Below are 21,020 nucleotides of genomic sequence, written 5' to 3'. Positions count from 1 at the left end.
GGACCCCTCAGCTTCCCGCGCCGGCCGTCGCGTCGGACGGGTTGAAGTTGGCGGTGTTACGCCGCGTGTCGAAGGGCTTGGTGGTGGTGGCGTACTCGTCCACGCCGATCGCCTTGAGCGCGTCCTGGGTCGAGCTGCCGCCCTTCTTGGCGGCCAGGAACTGCTCGTACTTCTCCGGCGAGACCACCCGCAGCTCGAAGTTCATGAAGGCGTGGTAGCTGCCGCACAGCTCGGCGCAGCGGCCCACGAACGCGCCCTCCTGGTCGATGCTGGAGACCTCGAAGGTGTTGCGGATGCTGCCCGGCATGACGTCGCGCTTGAACAGCAGCTCGGGCACCCAGAACGAGTGGATGACGTCGCGGCTCTGCTCCTCGAACCGGATCGAGCGGCCGCTCGGCAGCACCAGCACCGGGATGACCTCGCTGGTACCCAGCACCGAGGCGACGGTGTTGGCGTCGCGGCCCTGGCCGTCGCGGTAGTTGAACTGCCAGTTCCACTTGAACGCGACGACCTCGACGGTGACGTCCGGGTTCTTCGTCTCCTTCACCACGTCGGTCTGCACGACCGCGGTGTAGTAGAAGAGCACGGAGACCACCAGGATCGGCGCGATGGTGTAGAGGAACTCCATCGGCAGGTTGTAGCGGGTCTGCACCGGCAGCTCGTTGCCGCGCTTGCGGTAGCGGATCACGCACCAGAAGATCAGGCCCCAGACGAACACGCCGACCGCGAGCGCCGCGATGCAGGAGGCGATCCACAGGTCGTACATCCTGTGCGACTCGGGCGTGATGCCGCCCTGCGGCCAGCCGAAGCCGCCGAACGTCTTGCCGACGTCACAGCCGGTGAGCGCGACCAGCAGCGCCGCTCCGCCGAGACCGAGCCCGGCGAGTCGACCAGCACCACGCCGCCGGCGCCCACCGGCCCCCGGGGAAGCGCTGTGCCGTACGGCCGACGGCCGTACCTCCGAACTCCTTGCGACCACCTGGTCCTGCCTCCCTAGCGCGCCGCGGCGATTGTTTCCCTGACACCGACGGCAAAGGCGTCACCGACGGTCGCAGATTACTCGACCATGGCAGGCCTGACCGTCTTGGGGTCACTGTCCGCCCCCATCGGGGGGATCTTGGGCGTACCCGAGCGATAGCGTGGAACGTCATGAGCGCCTCCCCGGTCTACCTGGACGCCGCCACCGCCGCACCACCGCATCCGGTCGCGCGGCAGGCGATGCTGGCCGCCCTGGAGGACGGCTGGGCGGACCCGGCCCGGCTCTACGCGCCGGCCCGCCGGGCCCGCCAGCTCCTCGACGCCGCCCGGGAGGCCGCCGCGCAGACGCTCGGCGTCCGCGCCGACGAACTCTCCTTCACCCCCAGCGGTACGGCCGCGGCGCACGCCGCCGTGCTGGGTGGCCTGCTCGGGCGGCGACGGGCCGGTACGACGCTCGTGCACTCGGCGATCGAGCACTCGGCGGTGCTGCACGCCGCGCAACGGCACGTCGCCGCCGGGGGCGGGGCCGTCTCCGTACCCGTGGACCGGCTGGGCCGGCTGGACCTGGACGCCTGGGCGGCGGCCGTGGCCGCCCCCGGCGTGGCCCTCGCGGCGCTGATCGGGGCCAGTCACGAGGTGGGCACGGTGCAGCCGGTGCCGGCCGCGGCCGAGCGGTGCGCCGAGGCGGGGGTGCCGCTGTACGTGGACGCGGCGCAGCTGGTCGGCCGCGCGCCGCTGCCGGCGGGCTGGTCGGTGCTGACCGCCAGCGCGCACAAGTGGGGCGGCCCGCCCGGCGTCGGCCTGCTGGTGGTGCGCAAGGGCACCCGGTGGGAGTCGCCCTACCCGGCCGACGAGCGGGAGTCCGGGCGTACCCCCGGGGTGGTGAACCTGCCGGCGGTGGTGGCCGCCGCGGCGAGCCTGCGCGCGGCGGCGGCCGACGCGGCGGCCGAGGCGGCCCGGCTGACGCCGCTGGTGGACCGGATCCGGGCCCGGGTGGCGGCCGAGGTGCCGGACGTGGAGGTGGTCGGCGACCCGGTGGACCGGCTCCCGCACCTGGTGACGTTCTCCTGCCTGTACGTCGACGGCGAGGCGCTGCTGCACGCGTTGGACCGGCGCGGCTTCGCGGTCTCCTCCGGTTCGTCGTGCACCTCGTCGACGCTGCGCCCGTCGCACGTGCTGGAGGCGATGGGGGTGCTGTCGCACGGCAACGTGCGGGTGTCGCTGCACCGGGAGACCACCGAGGCGGACGTGGAGCGGTTCCTGGCCGAACTGCCCGGCATCGTGGCGGAGCTGCGGGCCCAGGCGGGGGTGACCGACCTGTGAACGAGCCGGACGAGACGCTCGACTGCCGGGGCCAGCGCTGCCCGCTGCCGGTGATCAATCTCGCGCGCCGGGTGCCGGGGCTGCCGGTCGGCGCGGTGGTGCGGGTGCTCGCCGACGATCCGGCGGCGGCGGTGGACATCCCGGCCTGGTGCCGGATGCGCGGCCACGAGTTCCTCGCCGCCCACCCCACCGCCGGCCCCGCCTACGACGTCCGGGTGAAAGGAGGGGCCCCTTCTTAACGCTTCCGGTAGAGGAGGGGGCCCCTTTTAACACCGGCGCCCAGCGGCGGCGGCGCTCAGCTCAGGTAGGCGAGGATCCCGGGCAGCGGGTCGGCCGCCACGGCGGTGTCCACCACCAGGCGCGGACCGATCAGCGGCTCGTACTCGGCGCGGCGCACCAACGTCTGCTCCCAGGTCACGTGCTCGGCGGGCGGCCGGGCCTCGACCCGGCGCCGGTGTTCCGCCTCGTCGCCGCAGTGCACCTCGATCACCCGCAGCGGCACGCCGGTCCGCTCGGCCAGCTCGTGCCAGAGGCCACGGGCGCTGGCGACCGGGTTCACCGCGTCGACCACCACGCTCAGGCCCAGGCCGAGCTGCACCTCGGCCAGCCCGGCGACCGCGCCGTAGGCGGCCATCCCGGGCACGTCGCCGGTCAGGCCGTAGCGGCCCAGGGCCCGCTCGACCGGGTCGACCGGCAGGACCGGGGCGCGCAGCGCGGCGCCGACCCGGACGGCCAGCGTGCTCTTGCCCACCCCGGGCAGCCCGGCGAAGGCGACCAGCACCTGACCGCCCGAGTCGGGACGGTCCACCCCGCCGGCCGCGCCGCTCACAGCAGGTGCGGCCGGACGTCCTCGGCGGCCGCGTCCCCGTACGACTCGGCGAGCCGCTTCACGAACAGGTCCCGGCGGACCTCGTACTCCTGGCCGCCGAAGTTCTCCAGCACCAGCGTGGCCAGCAGGCAGCCGACCTGGGCCGCGCGTTCCACGCCGACACCCCAGTCGAGCGCGGCGAAGAAGCCGGCCCGGAAGCCGTCGCCCACACCGGTCGGGTCGATCGCCTGGATCTCCCGCGCGATCGGCACCCGGATCGTGCCGATCTCCCGGCCGGCGATCTCCACACCCTGCTTGCCCAGCGTGGTGACCCGCACCTTGACCCGGTCCAGCAGCTGCTCGTCGGTAAGGCCGGCCTTGTTCTGCAGCAGCGACTTCTCGTACTCGTTGGTCATCAGGTAGTCGGCGCCGTCGACCAGGCCGAGCACGTCCGAGCCGTCCATCCGGGCGAGCTGCTGCGACGGGTCGGCGACGAACGGGTAGCCCCGGTCCCGGCACTCGGCGGAGTGCCGGATCATCGCGGCCGGGTCATTGGCGCTGACCAGCACCAGGTCGAGCCCGCCGAGGCGCTGCGCCACCGGGGCCAGTTCGATGTTGCGCGCCTCGCTCATCGCCCCGGCGTAGAACGAGGCGATCTGGCACATGTCGGTGTCGGTGGTGCAGACGAAGCGCGCGGTGTGCGCCACCTCGCTGACGTGCACCGAGTCGCAGTCGACGCCGTGGCGCTCCAGCCAGGAGCGGTAGTCGGCGAAGTCCGCGCCCACCGCGCCGAGCAGCACCGGCCGCAGCCCGAGCTGGGCCATGCCGAAGGCGATGTTGGCGGCCGTGCCGCCGCGCCGGAGCACCAGCTCGTCGACGAGGAAGGACAGCGAGACCTTGTCGAGCTGGTCGGCGATGAGCTGGTCGGCGAAGCGACCCGGGAAGCTCATCAGGTGGTCGGTCGCGATCGAGCCGGTCACGGCGATCTTCATGTCAACCCTCGTGGTCGGGAGCACGGCGCGGTCAGCCTACCGTTCGGGCCGGCCGGCCGGACGTCGGTCGGTCGCCGTCCGGTCGCCCGGCGCACGACCCGACGTCACCGGACGGACACCGCCTGGCCATGACAAAACGGCGGGACCGCCCCCGAAGGGATGGTCCCGCCGTTCTCAGGCGTCGGAACGCCGACTCAGCTGAACGAGTCGCCGCAGGCGCAGGAGCTGCCGGCGTTCGGGTTGTCGATGGTGAAGCCCTGGGCGTCGATCCGGTCGGCGAAGTCGATCGTCGCGCCGGTCAGGTAGGGGGCGCTCATCCGGTCGACGACGACCTCGACGCCACCGAAGTCGGTGACGACGTCACCGTCGAGCGACCGCTCGTCGAAGAAGAGCTGGTACCGCAGGCCGGAGCAGCCACCCGGCTGCACGGCGACGCGGAGCCGCAGGTCGTCGCGGCCTTCCTGCTCGATCAGGGCCTTGACCTTCTGCGCCGCGACGTCGGTGAGGACGACGGTGCTGGGGGCCTGCGTGGCCTCGGTCGACTCGGTCTGCGCTGGCGTGGTCACGTGGAAGTCTCCCTGCGCGGTATGAGGTCCGGACGTACTGGCCAACGCCGCACGTCCGCCAGTATTCCCGGTGGTCCGTCTCCGATCGTACGCCGCTGCCGGCGCTCCCACCCGGCGGCGTGACCAGCGGAACGCGGTCAGCGGCTCCACTGGCCGGCCAGGCGGGCGCCGAGCGCCCGCAGCCCGTCGGCGGGTCGCTCCATCGCCGCCGCCACTCCCCCGCGTTCCTCGCCGCCGAAGTGCTCGACCAGGCTGTACGCCTCGGTGACGCCGGCCGCCGCGGCCTCCCGCCGTCCGGTGCTCACCCGTCCGGCCAGCACCACGCAGGGCACGCCACGGTCCCGGGCCGCCCCGGCCACCCCGGCGACCACCTTGCCGCGCAGCGACTGGTGGTCGAAGGAGCCCTCGCCGGTGATCACCAGGTCGGTGGCGTCCAGCGCGGCGTCCAGGCCGACCGCGCGGGTGACCAGCCCGATGCCCGACTCGCACCGCCCGCCCAGCGCCAGCACCGCCGCGCCGAGGCCGCCCGCCGCGCCGCCGCCGGGCAACGCGCCGAGGCCGGGCGGGCAGCCCGGCAGCCGCTCGACCAGCACGTCCGCCCAGCGCTCCAGCGCGGCGTCCAGCAGCAGCACGTCCGCCCGGTCGGCACCCTTCTGCGGGCCGAAGACGCTGCTCGCGCCGTGCAGGCCGAGCAGCGGGTTGTCCACGTCCGTGGCGGCGACCAGCGTCACACCGCGCAGCCGGGGCACGCCGTCGAGCGTGGCCACCCCGGTCAGCGCCGCCCCGCCGTACGGCAGGGCCCGGTCACCGGCGTCGAGGGCGGTGACGCCGAGCGGGACGAGCATGCCGGCGCCGCCGTCGTTGGTGGCCGAGCCGCCCAGCCCGATCACCACGGTCCGGGCGCCCGCCTCGACCGCGGCGGCGACGAGCAGCCCCAGCCCGTACGAGGTGGTGGCCTTCGGATCGCGTTCGGCGGCGGAGAGCAGGTGCAGGCCGCACGCCTGGGCGCTCTCCAGGTAGGCCACGCCGTCGTCGGTGAGCAGGATCTCACCGGCGGCCGGACGACCGAGCGGGTCGACGGTGGGCACCGGCAGCCGCCGCCCGCCGAGCGCCTCGGCGAGCACCGCGACGAAGCCCGGCCCCCCGTCGGCGAGCGGCTTCAGCAGCAGGTCGTCACCGGGGGCCACGGTCCGCCAGCCCTCGGCCACCGCGGCGGCCACCTCGGGAGCCGGCAGCGTGCCGGCGAACTTGTCCGGGCAGATCAGCACGCGCATGCGCAGCAGTGTGGCAGGCCACATCGTGGGCGGCTGCGCGGCGGCCCGGCTGTGGGACCATGGGGGCGTGACTTCGACCTGGGTTGAGCCCTCCAACACCGCCACGGCGCTGCTGCTCCTCGGCCGCGGCAGCGACCCCGCCACCGAGCGTGGCGTGGAGTGTCCGGGTGACCTCCCCGCGCCGAGCGACAGCGATCTGGTGGCCCGCGCGGCCGCGGCGAAGGCCGCGCTCGGCACGAAGGTGTTCGTGCTGGGTCACCACTACCAGCGCGACGAGGTGATCCAGTTCGCCGACGTGACCGGCGACTCGTTCAAGCTGGCCCGGGAGGCGGCGGCCCGCCCGGACGCGGAGTACATCGTCTTCTGCGGCGTGCACTTCATGGCCGAGAGCGCCGACATCCTCACCACGGACGCGCAGAAGGTGATCCTGCCCGACCTGGCGGCCGGCTGCTCGATGGCCGACATGGCGGTGCTGACGCAGGTCGAGGCCGCCTGGGACGCGTTGACCGACCTGGGTGTGGCGGCGGACACCGTGCCGGTGACCTACATGAACTCGTCCGCCGACATCAAGGGTTTCGTCGGCCGGCACGGCGGTGTGGTCTGCACCTCGTCCAATGCCAAGCGCGCCCTGGACTGGGCGTTCGAGCAGGGCCGCAAGGTGTTGTTCCTGCCCGATCAGCATCTGGGCCGTAACACCGCGGTGCTGGAGATGGGCTTCTCGCTCGACGACTGCGTTCTCTGGGACCCGCACAAGCCGAACGGCGGGCTCACCGCCGAGCAGCTCCGCGACGCGAAGATGATCCTGTGGCGCGGGCACTGCTCGGTGCACGGCCGCTTCACGCTGGAGAGCGTGAACGACGTCCGCGCCCGGGTGCCCGGCGTCAACGTGCTGGTGCACCCGGAGTGCCGCCACGAGGTGGTCACCGCGGCCGACCTGGTGGGCTCCACCGAGTTCATCATCAAGGCGATCGAGGCGGCGCCGGCCGGCTCGGCCTGGGCCGTGGGCACCGAGCTGAACCTGGTCCGCCGGCTCGCGCTGGCCCACCCGGACAAGCAGATCATGTTCCTGGACCGGGCGGTCTGCTACTGCTCGACGATGAACCGGATCGACCTGCCGCACCTGGTCTGGGCGCTGGAGGAGTTGGTGGCGGGCCGCGTGGTCAACCAGATCACGGTGGATCCGGAGACCGCCGGACACGCCCGGGCGGCGCTGGACCAGATGCTCGCCCTACCGGGAGCTTGATCACCGTCGGTCACCTACCTGGCACGGAAACGCACCGGAATCCCCGGTTCGTGCCCTGCCTGGTGATGTGACCGATTCCATTTTCGTCACGGAGGGCTATGCTGCCGGGGCGACGACACACGCGTGCCGGTTTTCCCATGGCCGCGATCCGGGTAGCGATGAAACATCACGAACCCTCACCTACACGGCAGCACCCAACGCGCTGGAGGTTGCGTTGACCGACGACGTCCTGGTCGTACACGGAGGCACTCCGCTCGAAGGGCGGATCCGCGTCCGCGGCGCGAAGAACCTCGTGTCCAAGGCGATGGTCGCCGCCCTGCTCGGCGACACACCCAGCCGACTGTTCGACGTGCCACGCATCCGTGACGTCGAGGTGGTCCGCGGGCTGCTCGGCCTGCACGGGGTGAAGGTGACCGACGGCACGGAGGACGGCGAACTGGTCTTCGACCCGTCCAACGTCGAGAGCGCCAGCACCGACCAGATCAACGTGCACGCCGGGTCCAGCCGGATCCCGATCCTGTTCTGCGGCCCGCTGCTGCACCGGCTCGGCCACGCGTTCATTCCCGACCTGGGCGGCTGCCACATCGGCCCCCGCCCGATCGACTTCCACCTGCAGGCGCTGCGCGAGTTCGGCGCGACTGTCGACAAGACCCCCGAAGGGCTGCACCTGTCCGCCCCGAACGGGCTGCACGGCACCAAGTTCGCGCTGCCGTACCCGAGCGTCGGCGCCACCGAGCAGGTGCTGCTCACCGCGGTGATGGCCGAGGGCGTCACCGAGCTGCGCAACGCGGCCGTCGAACCCGAGATCATCGACCTGATCTGCATCCTGCAGAAGATGGGCGCGATCATCAAGGTCCACACCGACCGGGTGATCGAGATCCAGGGCGTCAAGAAGCTGCACGGCTACACCCACCGGCCGATCCCGGACCGGATCGAGGCGGCGAGCTGGGCGGCGGCCGCGTTGGCCACCCGTGGTCACGTCGAGGTGCTCGGCGCGCAGCAGGCCGACATGATGACCTTCCTGAACATCTTCCGTTCCGTCGGCGGCGAGTACGAGGTCACCGACGCCCGTCCGCCGAAGCTCGGCGACCCGGGCCAGGAGGGCGGCATCCGGTTCTGGCACCCGGGCGGCGAGCTGAACGCCGTGGCGCTGGAGACCGACGTGCACCCCGGCTTCATGACCGACTGGCAGCAGCCGCTGGTGGTCGCGCTCACCCAGGCCCGGGGCCTGTCGATCGTCCACGAGACGGTCTACGAGCAGCGGCTCGGCTACACCGAGGCGCTGAACACCATGGGCGCCAACATCCAGGTCTACCGGGACTGCCTCGGCGGCACCCCGTGCCGCTTCGGCCGGCGCAACTTCAAGCACTCCGCGGTGATCGCCGGCCCGAGCAAGCTGCACGCGGCCGACCTGGTCATCCCGGACCTGCGGGCCGGGTTCAGCCACCTCATCGCGGCGCTCGCCGCCGAGGGCACCTCCCGGGTGTACGGCGTGGACCTGATCAACCGCGGCTACGAGGACTTCGAGGCCAAGCTGTCGGACCTCGGCGCGCACGTCGAGCGCCCCTGATTCCTGGCGTACCCCGAGCCCGGCGCACCGCGATGTGCGCCGGGCTCGCGCGTTTGGCTACCCTTGCCGACGTGCCGTCGCTGTTTCGCCGCAAGCCCGCCGACCTCGTCGAGGATTCCGTCACCACGGTGACGACCGACGAGGAGTCCGCCGCCGCCCGCCCCCGGGGCTACACGCCGAGCAAGAAGGAGCTCGGGGTGACCACCCCGAAGCGCCCGACCGCCGGTCGCCGCCCGACCGCGCCGGCCCGCGCGCTGACCAAGGAGGAGGCCCGGGAGCAGCGCCGCGCGGCGCGCGCCGAGTCCGCCGCCGAGTTCCGCCGCGAGGGCGGCCCGCGTGACCGGGGCCCGGAGCGGCTGCTGGCCCGCAACGTGGTCGACTCCCGGCGGACGATCGGCACCTGGTTCTTCGGGGGCGCGCTGATCGTGCTGGTCGGGTCCAACCAGGCCATGCCGGCGCCCGTGCGGCTGCTGTCGAACGTGCTCTGGGGCGCGCTGGCCCTCGGCGTGCTCGTCGACTCGGTGCTGATCAGCCGGAAGATCAAGAAGCTGGTCCGCGAGCGGTTCCCGAAGAGCACCGAGAAGCTCGGCTCGCTCTACTTCTACGCGATCATGCGGTCGATCACGTTCCGCAGGATGCGCGCCCCCGCCCCCCGGGTCGCCATCGGCGAAAAGATCTGAGCGGAGTGTTGAGCGGGGCCCCCTCCTATACGCCAGGCGTTAAGAGGGGGCCCTTCCTTTCGCTCTGGTAGAGGCGGGCGACGACCTCCTCGATGTCCGGCTCGACGATCGAGACGTCGCGCAGCGTCGCCAGCCCGGCCAGCCCGGCCACCACCTCGGCGACGCTCGCCGACTCCAGCGCGAAGACCAGCCGCCGCCCGTCCGCCTCCACCCGGTGCAGCGGCGCGCCGGGCAGCACCGGCGGTTCGGGCAGCGCCGCGTCCAGCTCGGCGACCACCATCCGACGCGAGCCGTAGCGGTGGTGCAGCTCGGCGATCGAGCCGTCGTGCACCACCCGCCCGTGGTCGATGACCACGAGCCGCCGGCAGAGCCGTTCGATGTCGGCCAGGTCGTGCGTGGTGAGCACCAGCGTGGTGTCACCGGAGCGGCCCAGCTCGGCCAGGAAACCGCGGACCGCCTGCTTGCTGACCACGTCCAGCCCGATCGTCGGCTCGTCCAGGAAGAGCACCTCCGGGCCGTGCAGCAGCGCGGCGGTCAGCTCGCCGCGCATCCGCTGGCCGAGGGAGAGCTGCCGGACCGGGGTGTCCAGGAACTCGTCCAGGTCGAGCAGGTCCCGGCAGCGGGTCAGGCGGGCGGCGTGCTCGCCGGCCGGCACCCGGTAGACGTGTCGCAGCAGGTCGAACGAGTCCCGCAGCGGCAGGTCCCACCAGAGCTGGGACCGCTGCCCGAAGACCACCCCGATGCGCAGCGCCAGCCGGGTGCGGTCGGCCACCGGCCGCAGCCCGCAGACCTCGGCCCGGCCGGCCGACGGCGTCAGCACGCCGGTGAGCATCTTCAGCGTGGTCGACTTCCCGGCGCCGTTCGGGCCGATGTAGCCGAGCATCTCGCCGCGTTCCACCCGCAGGTCGACGCCGTCGACAGCGGTCACCGTCCGCTTCTCCCGGCGCAGCCGCCCGGCCCGGACCCGGACCGTGAACTCCTTGCGCAGGCCGTCCATCTCGATGACGCTCATGACCCCGTACTCCGGTAGTGACGGATCCCGACCCGCCAGGCCAGGGCGGCCACCGCCGCCGCGACCAGCGCGACGCCCGGCGAGGCCCAGCCCACCCAGGGCGGCAGGCCGAGCGGGTCGACGCGGCCCAGCAGCGCCAGCGCCGGGTGGTAACTGACGAACGCGAAACCCATGCCGTACGCGAACAGCGCGCGGAACCACCCGCCGTAGACGGTGATCGGGTACGAGGTGAAGTCGCGCCCGCCGTAGGTGACCGAGTTGGCCAGCTCGCCCGAGTCGACCCAGTAGAACGACACCGTGGCGGTGGTGACGAAGACCGAGGCGAAGAAGACCACCGCGGCCGGCGGGGCGACGACGGCCAACGCGACCCGGCCGGGGGTCCAGTCGATCCCGGCCGAGGCGAGCGCGAACACCAGCACGGCCAGCCCGAAGACCGCCCGGGACACCTTGCGCAGCGGCAGGTCCATCAGCAGCAACTGGGGCAGCGCGGCCAGCGGGCGGACCAGCACCGCGTCGAAGAGCCCGGTGCGGACGTATCGGGGCAGCCGTTCGATGTTGCCGACCAGCAGGTCGGCGGTGGCGAAACCGCACGACGACAGCCCGACCACGACGAGCGTCTCGCGCAGCGTGAAGCCGCCCAGCTCACGGGTCACCCCGAAGATCACCAGGACGGTGACCACGTCGAACACTGTCGCGCCCAGGTTGCCGACCAGGTCGACCACGAACGACGTGCGGTAGGCCGCCTGCGAGCGCGCCTGCGCCCCGAGCAGCGACCGGTACGCCCGCAGCACGCCCCCCTGCTCAGCCACCCTGGACCACCAGCCGGCGTTCGGCGCGACGCTGGACCAGCCGGCAGAGCGCCAGCAGCAGCACCGCCCAGACGAGCTGCAGCCCGACCAGGCCGACGCCGGTCGCCGTCGACTCCCGCTCGACCAGCACGTCCAGCGGGACCTGCAGGAGGCTGGGGAACGGGGTGGCGTAGCGCAGGGTCGCCTCCACCGGGCCGGGCAGGAAGCCGAGCGGGAAGTAGAGTCCGGCCAGCACGCCCGAGCCCAGCGTCCAGAGGATCATCGGGCCGCGGACGTCCTGCAGCCAGTAGGCGGTGGCGTTGACCAGGTAGCGACAGCCGAAGCAGACCACCACCGCGAGCACCACGGAGAGCAGGAACAGCCCGACGGTCGCCGGGTGCCGGGGCACGTGGACCGCGAAGAAGAGCGGGCCGACCACCAGCGGAGGTACCAGCCGGGCGAGCGCGGCGAACCCGGCCCGACCCAGGTCGACGGCGAGGTAGCTGGTCACCGGGTGCACCGGTCGCAGCAGGTCGGCGGCCACCTCGCCGGAGCGGATCCGGTCGGCCAGGTCGGTCCAGCCCCAGATGGCGATGACCGCCAGCAGCCCCTGCCCGGCCCAGACGAACGTGCCGAGCTGGGCCCGGTCGTAGCCGGCCACGGTGCCGGCCGCGCCGGTGGCGGCGAGGAAGATGTAGCAGCGCAGGAAGCCGAACACGGTGTTGGTGACGACGCCGGCCACGGCCGCCTGGCGGTAGGTCGCGTGGCGGCGGAAGCCGGCCGCCACTATCGCGCCGAATGTCCGAAACCATGGGGTAACGTGTGCGTCCGTGGGTGGTGCCACAGTGGCGGTGACCGAGCCCACGCCGTTACCCTCCTTCCGCAGGCAAGACGTGCCGGACCGGGCGACTCTACCGGCACGTCCGGCGCTCCGGCGCGACAATTTTCAACGAGGTGACACCGCCGTGAGCGAGCGACGCGAGCCGGTTCCGGGGCCGCGCCGCGCGACCGGTGGGAAGGGCTGTCGATGAGTGGCTGGGGCAGCTGGCGCGAGCCGGCGGAACCGGCCTGGGCCCTCGCGCCCACCCACGAGTGGGAGCCGCAGTTTCCCGGCCAGCGCTACCCGGGCGACATCGGCCTGGAGCACCTGACACCCCCGCCGCGCCGGCGGCCAGTGGTCGGGCGCGCCGAGGTACGCCCGGTCAGTCCGGCGCCCGACGACGCGTATCCGGTCAGCCCGGCCTCGGACGCCGACGCCTACCCGGTCAGCCCGCGCGGCTCGTACCCGGTGAGCCCGGCCGGCTCGCGCGGGACGTACCCGGTCAGTCCCGCCGAGCCGGAGACCTACCCGATCAGCCCGGCGAGCCCACGCGGGACGTACCCGGTCAGCCCGGCCGGCCCGGAGACGTACCCGATCAGTCCCGCCGGCCCGGACGGCCGGCATCCGCGAGGTCACCAGGCCCCGCCTGAGCGTCTCGACCAGCGTTGGACCCGGCCCGGGGCCACCTCCTACCGCTCGGCGCCCATCGAGCCGGGCTGGGCGCCGGAGCCGAACGAGACCCAGCGGTCCGCCCCTGGCTGGTCCGATCGCCGCCGACCGGCGGGTGACCGCCACGCCGCCTCGAACGGGCGCGAGGGGGCCTCCCGCGTCCGGTGGAGCCCGCCTCCCGACGAGCGGCGTGCCCCCTCACCCGACGGGCGACGCGAGCACACGCCGCCCGACGATCGTCACGTTGTCGTCCCGGACGAGTTGCACGGTCCGTACGTCGACAGCTGGCAGGATCCCGAGCCCGACAGCCACCCGGAGCGCCGGGACCCCGGACGGACGGCCGGCCGGCGCGACCAGGACGGGGTACCGACCGAACGCGGCCGGGCCGCCCACGGCGAGCCGCGCCGCGACGGCTGGCGTGATCCCGGCCCGCGTCCCCACACCGACCGGCGCGAGCCGGCCGCCGGCCGATGGGACGACGGCGTGCCGCGCCGGGAGGCCGCCGCGCCCGCCGACGTCCAGCGTCCGGCCGCCGGACACGGCCGCACCCCGCAACACGCCGAGACCGACCGGTACGGCGCCCCGCGCCCCGCCGAGCAGCGGTGGGACGGTCCGCGCGACCGGAGCTACCCGCCGCAGGGCGAGTGGCCGGTGATCGAGCGGCGGCCCCGCACCGAGCCGGCCGCGTACCGGCCCGACGAGCACCGCCGACCGGTCGCGGACGAGCACCGCCGTCCGGTCGCGGACGGCCACCCGGTCCCGCCGACCGACGCCCCGCGTCCCGATGGTCACCGCCCCGACGGTCACCGCCCCGACGGGGAAGGCGCGGGCCGTGCCCGCCCGGATCTGCGGATCGTCCGACCGCCCGCCACCCGCCCCGACCACGCCGCACCACGCCCCGAGCAGACCGGCCCGCGCCCCGACCACGCCGCACCACGCCCCGAGCAGACCGGCCCGCGCCCCGACCACGCCGCACCACGCCCCGAGTCGAAGGACGCCCGGTCGCCCTCGACCGGTGCCCGTCCCGAACCCGGCCGGCGGCAGCCCGAGTGGGAGGGGCGTCGGGCGGACTCCGCCGCGCCCCCCGAGTACCGACCCCGGCCGGAGCAGTGGTCGGCCCGAGTCGACGAGCACAAGCGCGCCGGCGGCGATGTGCCGGCCCAGCCCGTGCCGCCGACCCGACCGGACGAGCCGCGACGGCCCACACCCCCGGGGCCGGATCGGTACGACGAGGTCCGCCGCCCGGCACCGCCCGCCTATCCCGGCCCCGCGCCGGCCCGGACACCCGAGCGAGGCCCGGTCCAACCCACCCGGACCGGCCCCCCGGAGGTCCGGCCGCCGCACGGCACGCCGCCACCGGCCGCCACCACACCACCGGCACGGTCGACCACACCGGCCGCCGCCGCGTCGCCAGCACCGCCGATCACGCCCGCCACGCCGCGAACACCGCCGATCACGCCCGCCACGCCGCCAACACCGCCGATCACGCCCGCCGCACCACCAACACCGCCGATCACGGCCGCCGCACCACCGGCCGCGCCCGCCGCCCCACAGGTCACACCGCCGGCGCCCCCGGTCACGCCGGAGCAGCCGGTCACGCCGGAGCAGCCGGTCACGCCGGGGCAGCCGGTCACGCCGGGGCAGCCGGTCGGGTCCGGCACGGAATCGCGTCCGGTGGACGAGCCCCGCCCGACACACCGGGCGGCGGATCCCGGCATGGAGGCCTGGTTCCGGCCGAGCCGACCGGAAACCACGCCCGGGCCGGACACCGCGCGCGCGACTCCCGGCGACAGTGCCCCCACCGTCGCGTCCCCGCCATCCTCGGGTGGTCCGGACACCGCCCACACGGGCGATCAGCGCGACGAGGCCGGCCAGCCGGTCGACCGGCTGGCCGGGAGCCACGCCCGGTCGAGCGACGCGGCCGAGCCGGCCGCGCCCTCCGCGCCCGCGCCCGCCGGGGTCGACCCCGACCTCACCGCCGCCGAACCGGCCCGGCGACCGGATGCCGACGCCGTGGTTCGGGGCGTCGACGGGGAGACCGCCGCGACGACCGTCGTCGCCGCGCCCGCGCCGATCGGGCAGCACGGGAGCGGCGCGGACATGCCGACGCCCGTCGCCGACGCCGCTCCACCGGCATCCGTCACCGGAGCGGCGCCGGCCGGAGCGGGAACGCCGGAATCCCGCCCGCCGACCGAGCCCCGGCCGCCCGCGCCGGCCGCTCTCCCGGACCGCACGCCGCCACCGACCACCACCGCAGCGCCGCCCCCCACCACGCCAGCGCTGTCGGCCGCCACCGTTCCGGCACCGTCGGGCACCACCCCGCCGGCACCGCCGGCGGCCACCGTTCCGACGCCGTCGGTCGCCCTGCCGACACCAGGGTCGTCGTCCACCTCCGTGGCGCCACCGGACGATTCGGCAGCGGCGGGAGCACCCGCCCGGGATCAGCGGGCGGCCGCAACCGGACGCGATGCCGGGCCGGACGGTCCGTCCGCGACCGGCACCCCGGTCGTGAGCCACCCGGCCACCCACGACGAGGCGGCCCGCACCGACGCCGACCGCCCCGCCGTCGCGCACGGAACAACCGGAACGGCCACCGCCGAGGAGATCGCCCGCACGGCCGGCGACGACAAGGTGCCCGCGCCGCCGGTCGCGGAGAACGCGCCGCCGGCCACGGATGACAGGGCGGCAGCCCCACATCCGGGCGAGGCGCATCCGGTCGACGGCGCGACCCCGGACCCGGCCAGCACGACTCCTGCCGAGAACACCCCCTCCACTCCACGCGGAGCGGGCCCGACCGACACGACACCTCGGGAGACGGGCCCGGTCAGCCCGGCCTCCGCCGGGCCCGACCCGACCGGCACCACACCCCGCGACACAGACTTGACCAGCCCGGCCTCCGCCGGGCCCGACCCGACCGGTGTGCCACGGACCGGACCGGGAACGGTTGGTGCCACGTCGGCCGGCGCGGCCGAGAGTGGCGACGCAGCCGCCGAAGCAGGATCGGCCGCATCAGCTCCGGCCGAAGATCATTCGGCTGAAGGGCGGCAGACCGATTCCGCTCCGGCCGGCCCGATCGCTCCGGCCGACTCGACGCCCGCCGACCGGGGCGGGACCGAGGCGCCGGGTGCGGCACCGACCACGCCGGCCGGAGTCACGTCCACCGGCGAGGCACCGACCGCGGACACCGGCAGCCACGGGCCGCCGCGCCCGCGTACCCCGGAGCCGGCGGCGGCCGACGCCCGGGCGGACGTGCCGGACGACGAACCGACGCCCCCGGTGGACCCGGAGCAGGCCCTGGCCGCGATCGACTGGCGGCTGCACCCGGAGACGCTGCGCGAGGAGACAGCGGACCCGGCGCGGCTGCGCGAGATCCGGGACGGTCTCACCGGCAAGCTCGGCAGCGCGCTGGACAATCGCAGCCGGGCCCGGTTGCTGAGCCTGCGCTCGGTGGCGTCGCGGATCCTCGGCGCGTCGGACGACGCGGTCGCCGATGCGCGGCTGGCCCTCACGTACGCGGAAGCCACCGGCGAGTTGCGGCGGACCTCGCTGGCCCGCGCGCGCCTCGCCGAGGTGCTGCGCTGGCGGGGTGAGCACGCGGAGGCCGACCGGCTCTTCGCCGAGGCGAACTCGCCGGAGCTGCCCGACCGGCTGCGCGCGGTGCTGCACGAGCACGCCGGCCGCTCCTGCTACGACCAGGGCCGGCTGACCGAGGCGTGCGCGCACTTCGAGCGGGCGCTGGATCTGCGTCAGGGTGCGGACGCGGCGTTGAACACGCGGACCGAGGTGGCGCTGGACGCGGTCGCGGCGCGGGCGGCGAGCGACGGCTTCGGTCCGCCGCCCCGCACCCGGGAGGAGGTGCTCGGCACACCGCGGTACCCGGTGGCGACGTTCGACGACACCGAGCAGCTCTGGGGGTACGCGGACGCCGACGGCGAGATGGTCATCGCGCACCGGTACGCCGAGGCGCAGCCGTTCCACGAGGGACTGGCCTGGGTACGCATGCCGGAGGCGTCCCGCTGGGCGCTGATCGACACCACCGGGGCGGCGTTGATCGAGGCGAACAACGGCTACCGCGCGGTGGGGGCCTTCGCCGAAGGGCTGTCGTGGGTGTCCATGGACGGCAAGGGCCGGTGGATGGCCGTCGACAAGATGAACATCGTGAAGATCCCGCCCGGGTACGAGGAGGTCCGGCCGTTCCGCAACGGCCTGGCCCCGGTGCGGCAGAACGGCGGGTGGGGCGCGGTGGACCGCACCGGCGCGGTCGTGGTGCCCACCCGCTACCACCGCCTCGGCGCGCCGCTGGCCGACGGCCGGCACCTGGACGGGTTCACCGCCGACGGGCTGGCCGTGGTGGAGCTGGCCGGGCGTCGGGGCGTGGTGGACCGGGGCGGGCGGGCGCTGGTCGCGCCGGCGTACCCGACGCTGGTGATCCACCCGGTGGCGTTCCTGGTCACCACCGAGACGGGCCGCTGGGGCGCGCTGGACCGCCGCGGTGCGCCGCTGATCGACCCGGTGCACCCGAGCCGCGCCGGGGTGGCCGCGGAGATCGACAGGCTCCTCACCGACACCAGCCCGGTGCTCTGAGGCCGGGGAGTCACGGCGGGTGCTCCGCGCCGTGCGGGGCTAGGGTCGAGGGATGGAATTCCGACACCTGGGCCGTTCCGGCCTGATGGTCAGCGAGATCTCGTACGGCAACTGGATCACCCACGGCTCGCAGGTCGAGGAGGAGGCGGCGATCGCCTGCGTGCGGGCCGCCCTCGACAGCGGCATCACCACCTTCGACACGGCCGACGTCTACGCCGGCACCCGCGCCGAGTCGGTGCTCGGCCGGGCGCTGAAGGGCGAGCGCCGCGAGGGGCTGGAGATCTTCACCAAGGTGTACTGGCCGACCGGGCCGGGCCGCAACGACCGTGGCCTGTCCCGCAAGCACATCATGGAGTCGATCGACGGCTCGCTGCGCCGCCTGCAGACCGACCACGTCGACCTCTACCAGGCCCACCGCTACGACGTCAGCACACCCCTGGAGGAGACGATGGAGGCGTTCGCCGACGTCGTCCACTCCGGCAAGGCGCACTACATCGGCGTGTCCGAGTGGACGGCGTCGCAGCTGCGCGAGGCGCACGCGCTCGCCCGCGAGCTGCGCATCCCGCTGATCTCCAACCAGCCGCAGTATTCGATGCTGTGGCGGGTCATCGAGACCGAGGTGATCCCGGCCAGCGAGGAGCTGGGCGTGAGCCAGATCGTCTGGTCGCCGATGGCCCAGGGTGTGCTCTCCGGGAAGTACCTGCCCGGCCAGCCGCCGCCGGCCGGCTCCCGGGCCACCGACGAGAAGTCCGGCGCGGACTTCATCGCCCGCTGGCTCACCGACGACGTGCTCACCCGGGTGCAGCAGCTCAAGCCGATCGCCGAGCAGGCCGGGCTGACCATGCCGCAGCTCGCCGTCGCCTGGGTGCTGCAGAACCCGAACGTCGCCTCGGCGATCGTCGGCGCGTCCCGACCGGAGCAGGTGCACGACAACGTGAAGGCGGCCGGCGTGAAGCTCGACGCCGGCCTGCTCAAGGCGATCGACGAGATCGTCGAGCCGGTGACCGAGCGGGACCCGGCGAAGACCGAGAGCCCGGCGCAGCGCCCGTGACGCCCGCCGTCGTCCCCGGGCCGGCGTCGCCGGCCCGGGGACGACGGGGTCAGCCCTGCCAGAAGCGGATCAGGTAGAGCCCGAGGCGGTAGAGGTCGGGCGGGAGGCCCAGCGCGTCGCCGACCGCGAAGACCCCGCCGAAGAACACGCCGCCGATCTGCGGGCTCCACAGCAACGCGAAGAGCAGGATGAATCCGTACGGGGCGAACAGGTCGTACATCCGCCGGTAGGCGGGGCTGAGCCAGGGCTGGATCATGTTGCCGCCGTCCAGCCCGGGCACCGGCAGCAGGTTGAGCACGCTCGCCATGAGCTGGAGGAACGCGAGCAGGCCGACGCCGGCCCAGAACTCCAGCGGCCCGCCCAGCGCCGGCCCCCAGGTCACGGCCGCCACCAGCACCAGGGTGAACAGCACGTTGGTGGCCGGGCCGGCCAGGCTGACCAGGGTGTGCCGCAGCCGGCCGGGAATGGCGTGCCGGTCCACCCAGACCGCGCCGCCGGGCAGGCCGATGCCGCCGAGCAGCACCACGACCACCGGCAGCACGATCGACAGCAGCGGGCTGGTGTATTTCAGCGGGTTGAGCGTCAGGTAGCCGCGGTGCGCGATGTCCCGGTCGCCGGCCCGGTAGGCGACCACGGCGTGCGCGTACTCGTGCAGGCAGAGCGAGACCAGCCAGCCGGAGACCACGAAGAGGAACACGTCGAACCGGACGTTGCCGAACCCGTTCCAGGTCATCGCGCCGCCGGCCACGAAGAGCGCGACCAGGGCGAGAAAGATCGGGCTCGGCCGGAACGCCGCCCGGGGCACGCCGAGGACCAGCGGGTCGCCCGGGCGGTCGTAGCCGGTCATTCGGCCGGGGGCTGCAGGCTCATCCGGTATTCCACCCGGTCGTCCTCGACCAGCGCGACGGAGGTGACGCCGGACGTCGCGAGCTCGCGCCAGGTCTGGCCGATCCACGACTCGGCGTCCGCCTGACTCGGGAACGACTCGCCCGGCCCGTCGACCGCGTCGCCGTTCGTGCCCTCGTACCGCCAGCTCCACGCCATGCCGCGTCTCCCCTCGCCGCCGTCGCCCCGTGGGGCGCCAAACCTCCGCAAGCCTAGTCGGCCCGCCGCGCGACGGCCCGCCGCCATATCGACGCGGCCGGTACGGTGGCGCGGTGCTGACTTCAGGAGTGGTGCTCAGCGACCGCTACCGGCTGGACGAACGCATCGCGACCGGCGGCATGGGCGCGGTGTGGAGGTCCACGGACACGCTGCTGGGCCGCGAGGTCGCGGTGAAGGTGCTGCTGCCGTCGTTGCTCGCCGACCCGGAGTTCACCACCCGCTTCCACGCCGAGGCCCGGATGCTGGCCGCGCTGCGCCACCCCGGCATCGTGCAGGTGCACGACTTCGGCTCCGCGACGCTCGCCGACGACAGCCGGATCAGCTACCTGGTGATGGAGTACGTGGACGGGAAGCCGCTGACGGGCTGGGTGCGGCACGCCGGTCGGCTCGACCCGGCGTCCACCATGTCGGTGGTGGGGCAGGCCGCGCAGGCGCTGCACGCCGCTCATCTCGCCGGCATCGTGCACCGCGACGTGAAGCCGGGAAACCTGCTGGTCAAGCGGGACGGCACGGTGGTGCTCGTCGACTTCGGCCTGGCTCGGGCCCGCACCATGGCCGGCCTCACCGCCGCCCACATGGTGCTCGGCACCGCCTCGTACATGTCCCCGGAGCAGGCGGCCGGCCAGCCGGTCTCGCCGGTCACCGACGTCTACGCGCTCGGCGCGGTGGCGTACTTCTGCCTGACCGGCCGGCCGCCCTTCGACGGCGACAGCCCGTTGCAGGTGGCGATGCGGCACGTGGAGGACGAACCGCCGCCGCTGCCGCCGGCCACGCCCCCGGCGGTGGTCGAGGTGGTCCGGCGCGCGCTGGCGAAGAGCCCGCGCGACCGCTTCCCCACCGCGGCGGCGCTGGCCGAGGCCGCTCAGGACGCCCGGGACGCCACGCTTGCGGGCGTGCCGGTCCCGCCGCGCCCGCCGTGGGCGGTGGGCGGTCCGGCCACGCCCGCGGCGGCCGGCGGCCCTGCGGAGGGTACGGATCCGACGGCACGCCCGCCGGCCCCGCCCGTACCCGTCTCCCCCGCGTCCCGAGGTGCGCAGCCCGTCGGTGCGCCGCCCGCGCCGGACGGCGGACCGCCGACGCGGGAATGGCCGGGGCGACGCGGGCGACGGACGGTGGCACTGGCCGGGGCGGCCGGTGTGGTGCTGGTGGCGGTGTCTGCCGCGGTGGCGGTGACGGTGCTCCGCTCCCCCGACGACCCGCGGCCGGGTGCGGCGCCGACCGCGCTGGCCGGTGAGTCCACGGTCGCCGGTCCGGTGGCGCCGGCGACACCGAGCGGCGCCGGAGCGGCGACACCGAGCGCGAGCCGCACCGGCCGGTCCGGCCGTCCCCCGGAGGCCACGCCGAGCAGTCCCGCGCCGTCCGCCGGTGACCCGACCGCCGGCGGCGGGCCGACGCCGAGCGCCGCCGCGTCCACGCCGACCGGGAGCCCGTCGGCGGCGCCGGCGGCGAACCCGTACGCCCCAGGGCAGGTGTGCGGCGACGGCTACCAGGTGATCGACTCGGCCACGCTGACCGCGGGCGGGGCCCGGCAGGGGCGGGTCTACCTGCTCTACAGCAA

Annotated in this window: 17 protein-coding genes and 1 pseudogene; 8 read left to right on the top strand and 10 right to left on the bottom strand. The window is 74.5% G+C overall.

Going from position 1 to position 21,020, the window contains the following annotated elements; genetic code table 11:
* Positions 1-7 precede the first annotated feature (7 nt).
* A complete protein-coding gene (gene ctaC / locus O7598_RS07635) occupies positions 8-979 on the bottom strand; it encodes an aa3-type cytochrome oxidase subunit II (RefSeq protein WP_269690648.1) in 972 nt (323 codons plus the stop codon).
* Positions 980-1,149: 170 nt separating this feature from the next.
* Between ctaC and O7598_RS07630 the strand changes: the two genes are divergently transcribed.
* Both O7598_RS07630 and O7598_RS07625 read left to right on the top strand, forming a co-directional pair.
* Positions 1,150-2,301 (top strand): cysteine desulfurase family protein, encoded by a 1,152-nt coding sequence (locus O7598_RS07630; protein ID WP_269690647.1) that lies wholly within the window; start codon positions 1,150-1,152, stop codon positions 2,299-2,301.
* Entirely contained in the window at positions 2,298-2,540 is a 243-nt protein-coding gene (locus O7598_RS07625; protein WP_269690646.1) for a sulfurtransferase TusA family protein, read from the top strand. Before O7598_RS07630 ends, O7598_RS07625 begins: the two co-directional genes overlap by 4 nt.
* A 56-nt stretch (positions 2,541-2,596) precedes the next feature.
* Here O7598_RS07625 and O7598_RS07620 read toward each other — a convergent pair whose 3' ends face one another.
* From O7598_RS07620 to O7598_RS07605, 4 genes are all read right to left on the bottom strand, one after another.
* Positions 2,597-3,130, bottom strand: coding sequence for an AAA family ATPase (locus tag O7598_RS07620; protein ID WP_269690645.1), 534 nt, complete (start codon positions 3,128-3,130; stop codon positions 2,597-2,599).
* Entirely contained in the window at positions 3,127-4,101 is a 975-nt protein-coding gene (locus O7598_RS07615; RefSeq protein ID WP_269690644.1) for a carbohydrate kinase family protein, read from the bottom strand. Before O7598_RS07615 ends, O7598_RS07620 begins: the two co-directional genes overlap by 4 nt.
* Before the next feature lie 194 nt (positions 4,102-4,295).
* Positions 4,296-4,667, bottom strand: coding sequence for an iron-sulfur cluster insertion protein ErpA (gene erpA, locus O7598_RS07610; RefSeq protein ID WP_091059278.1), 372 nt, complete (start codon positions 4,665-4,667; stop codon positions 4,296-4,298).
* A gap of 137 nt (positions 4,668-4,804) precedes the next feature.
* Positions 4,805-5,965, bottom strand: coding sequence for a glycerate kinase family protein (locus O7598_RS07605; protein WP_269690643.1), 1,161 nt, complete (start codon positions 5,963-5,965; stop codon positions 4,805-4,807).
* Positions 5,966-6,008: 43 nt separating this feature from the next.
* Between O7598_RS07605 and nadA the strand changes: the two genes are divergently transcribed.
* The 3 genes from nadA (at position 6,009) to O7598_RS07590 (ending at position 9,434) form a co-directional block, all read left to right on the top strand.
* The gene (gene nadA, locus O7598_RS07600) at positions 6,009-7,184 is read left to right on the top strand and encodes a quinolinate synthase NadA (RefSeq protein WP_269690642.1); all 1,176 of its coding nucleotides are present in this window, start codon (positions 6,009-6,011) and stop codon (positions 7,182-7,184) included.
* Between the two features lie 214 nt (positions 7,185-7,398).
* The gene (murA, locus tag O7598_RS07595) at positions 7,399-8,754 is read left to right on the top strand and encodes a UDP-N-acetylglucosamine 1-carboxyvinyltransferase (protein ID WP_091059269.1); all 1,356 of its coding nucleotides are present in this window, start codon (positions 7,399-7,401) and stop codon (positions 8,752-8,754) included.
* Positions 8,755-8,825: 71 nt separating this feature from the next.
* Positions 8,826-9,434 carry a DUF3043 domain-containing protein gene (locus O7598_RS07590; RefSeq protein WP_269690641.1) on the top strand — a complete coding sequence of 203 codons (609 nt, stop codon included), beginning with the start codon at positions 8,826-8,828 and terminating at the stop codon, positions 9,432-9,434.
* Positions 9,435-9,459: 25 nt separating this feature from the next.
* On the opposite strand, the gene O7598_RS07585 is transcribed toward O7598_RS07590, so the two are convergent.
* From O7598_RS07585 to O7598_RS07575, 3 genes are read right to left on the bottom strand one after another with little or no spacing between them, the layout of a single operon-like run.
* Complete coding sequence (locus tag O7598_RS07585; RefSeq protein WP_269690640.1) at positions 9,460-10,446, bottom strand: ABC transporter ATP-binding protein; 987 nt, start codon at positions 10,444-10,446, stop codon at positions 9,460-9,462.
* Entirely contained in the window at positions 10,443-11,255 is an 813-nt protein-coding gene (locus tag O7598_RS07580; protein ID WP_269690639.1) for an ABC transporter permease, read from the bottom strand. The genes O7598_RS07585 and O7598_RS07580 overlap by 4 nt, the downstream gene beginning before the upstream one ends.
* A complete protein-coding gene (locus O7598_RS07575) occupies positions 11,248-12,099 on the bottom strand; it encodes an ABC transporter permease (RefSeq protein ID WP_332367366.1) in 852 nt (283 codons plus the stop codon). Before O7598_RS07575 ends, O7598_RS07580 begins: the two co-directional genes overlap by 8 nt.
* A gap of 162 nt (positions 12,100-12,261) precedes the next feature.
* Here O7598_RS07575 and O7598_RS07570 point away from each other — a divergent pair, with 162 nt between their 5' ends.
* Positions 12,262-17,307 (top strand): WG repeat-containing protein, encoded by a 5,046-nt coding sequence (locus O7598_RS07570; RefSeq protein WP_269690637.1) that lies wholly within the window; start codon positions 12,262-12,264, stop codon positions 17,305-17,307.
* A gap of 52 nt (positions 17,308-17,359) precedes the next feature.
* Entirely contained in the window at positions 17,360-18,358 is a 999-nt protein-coding gene (locus O7598_RS07565) for an aldo/keto reductase family protein (RefSeq protein ID WP_269690636.1), read from the top strand.
* Positions 18,359-18,407: 49 nt separating this feature from the next.
* Here the strand turns inward: O7598_RS07565 and O7598_RS07560 are convergent, their stop codons facing one another.
* On the bottom strand, positions 18,408-19,205 hold the full coding sequence (locus O7598_RS07560; protein WP_269690635.1) for a site-2 protease family protein: 798 nt from the start codon (positions 19,203-19,205) through the stop codon (positions 18,408-18,410).
* Entirely contained in the window at positions 19,202-19,402 is a 201-nt protein-coding gene (locus tag O7598_RS07555; RefSeq protein WP_091059246.1) for a hypothetical protein, read from the bottom strand. Before O7598_RS07555 ends, O7598_RS07560 begins: the two co-directional genes overlap by 4 nt.
* A 113-nt stretch (positions 19,403-19,515) precedes the next feature.
* On the opposite strand from O7598_RS07555, the pseudogene O7598_RS07550 reads away from it, so the two are divergent.
* Positions 19,516-20,916, top strand: a pseudogene (locus tag O7598_RS07550) (protein kinase domain-containing protein); the annotation flags it as partial.
* Positions 20,917-21,020 lie beyond the last annotated feature (104 nt).

This window comes from Micromonospora sp. WMMC241 (assembly GCF_027460165.1).
GTDB lineage: Bacteria > Actinomycetota > Actinomycetes > Mycobacteriales > Micromonosporaceae > Micromonospora > Micromonospora humi.
This window is presented reverse-complemented; position numbering and strand designations above follow the sequence as displayed.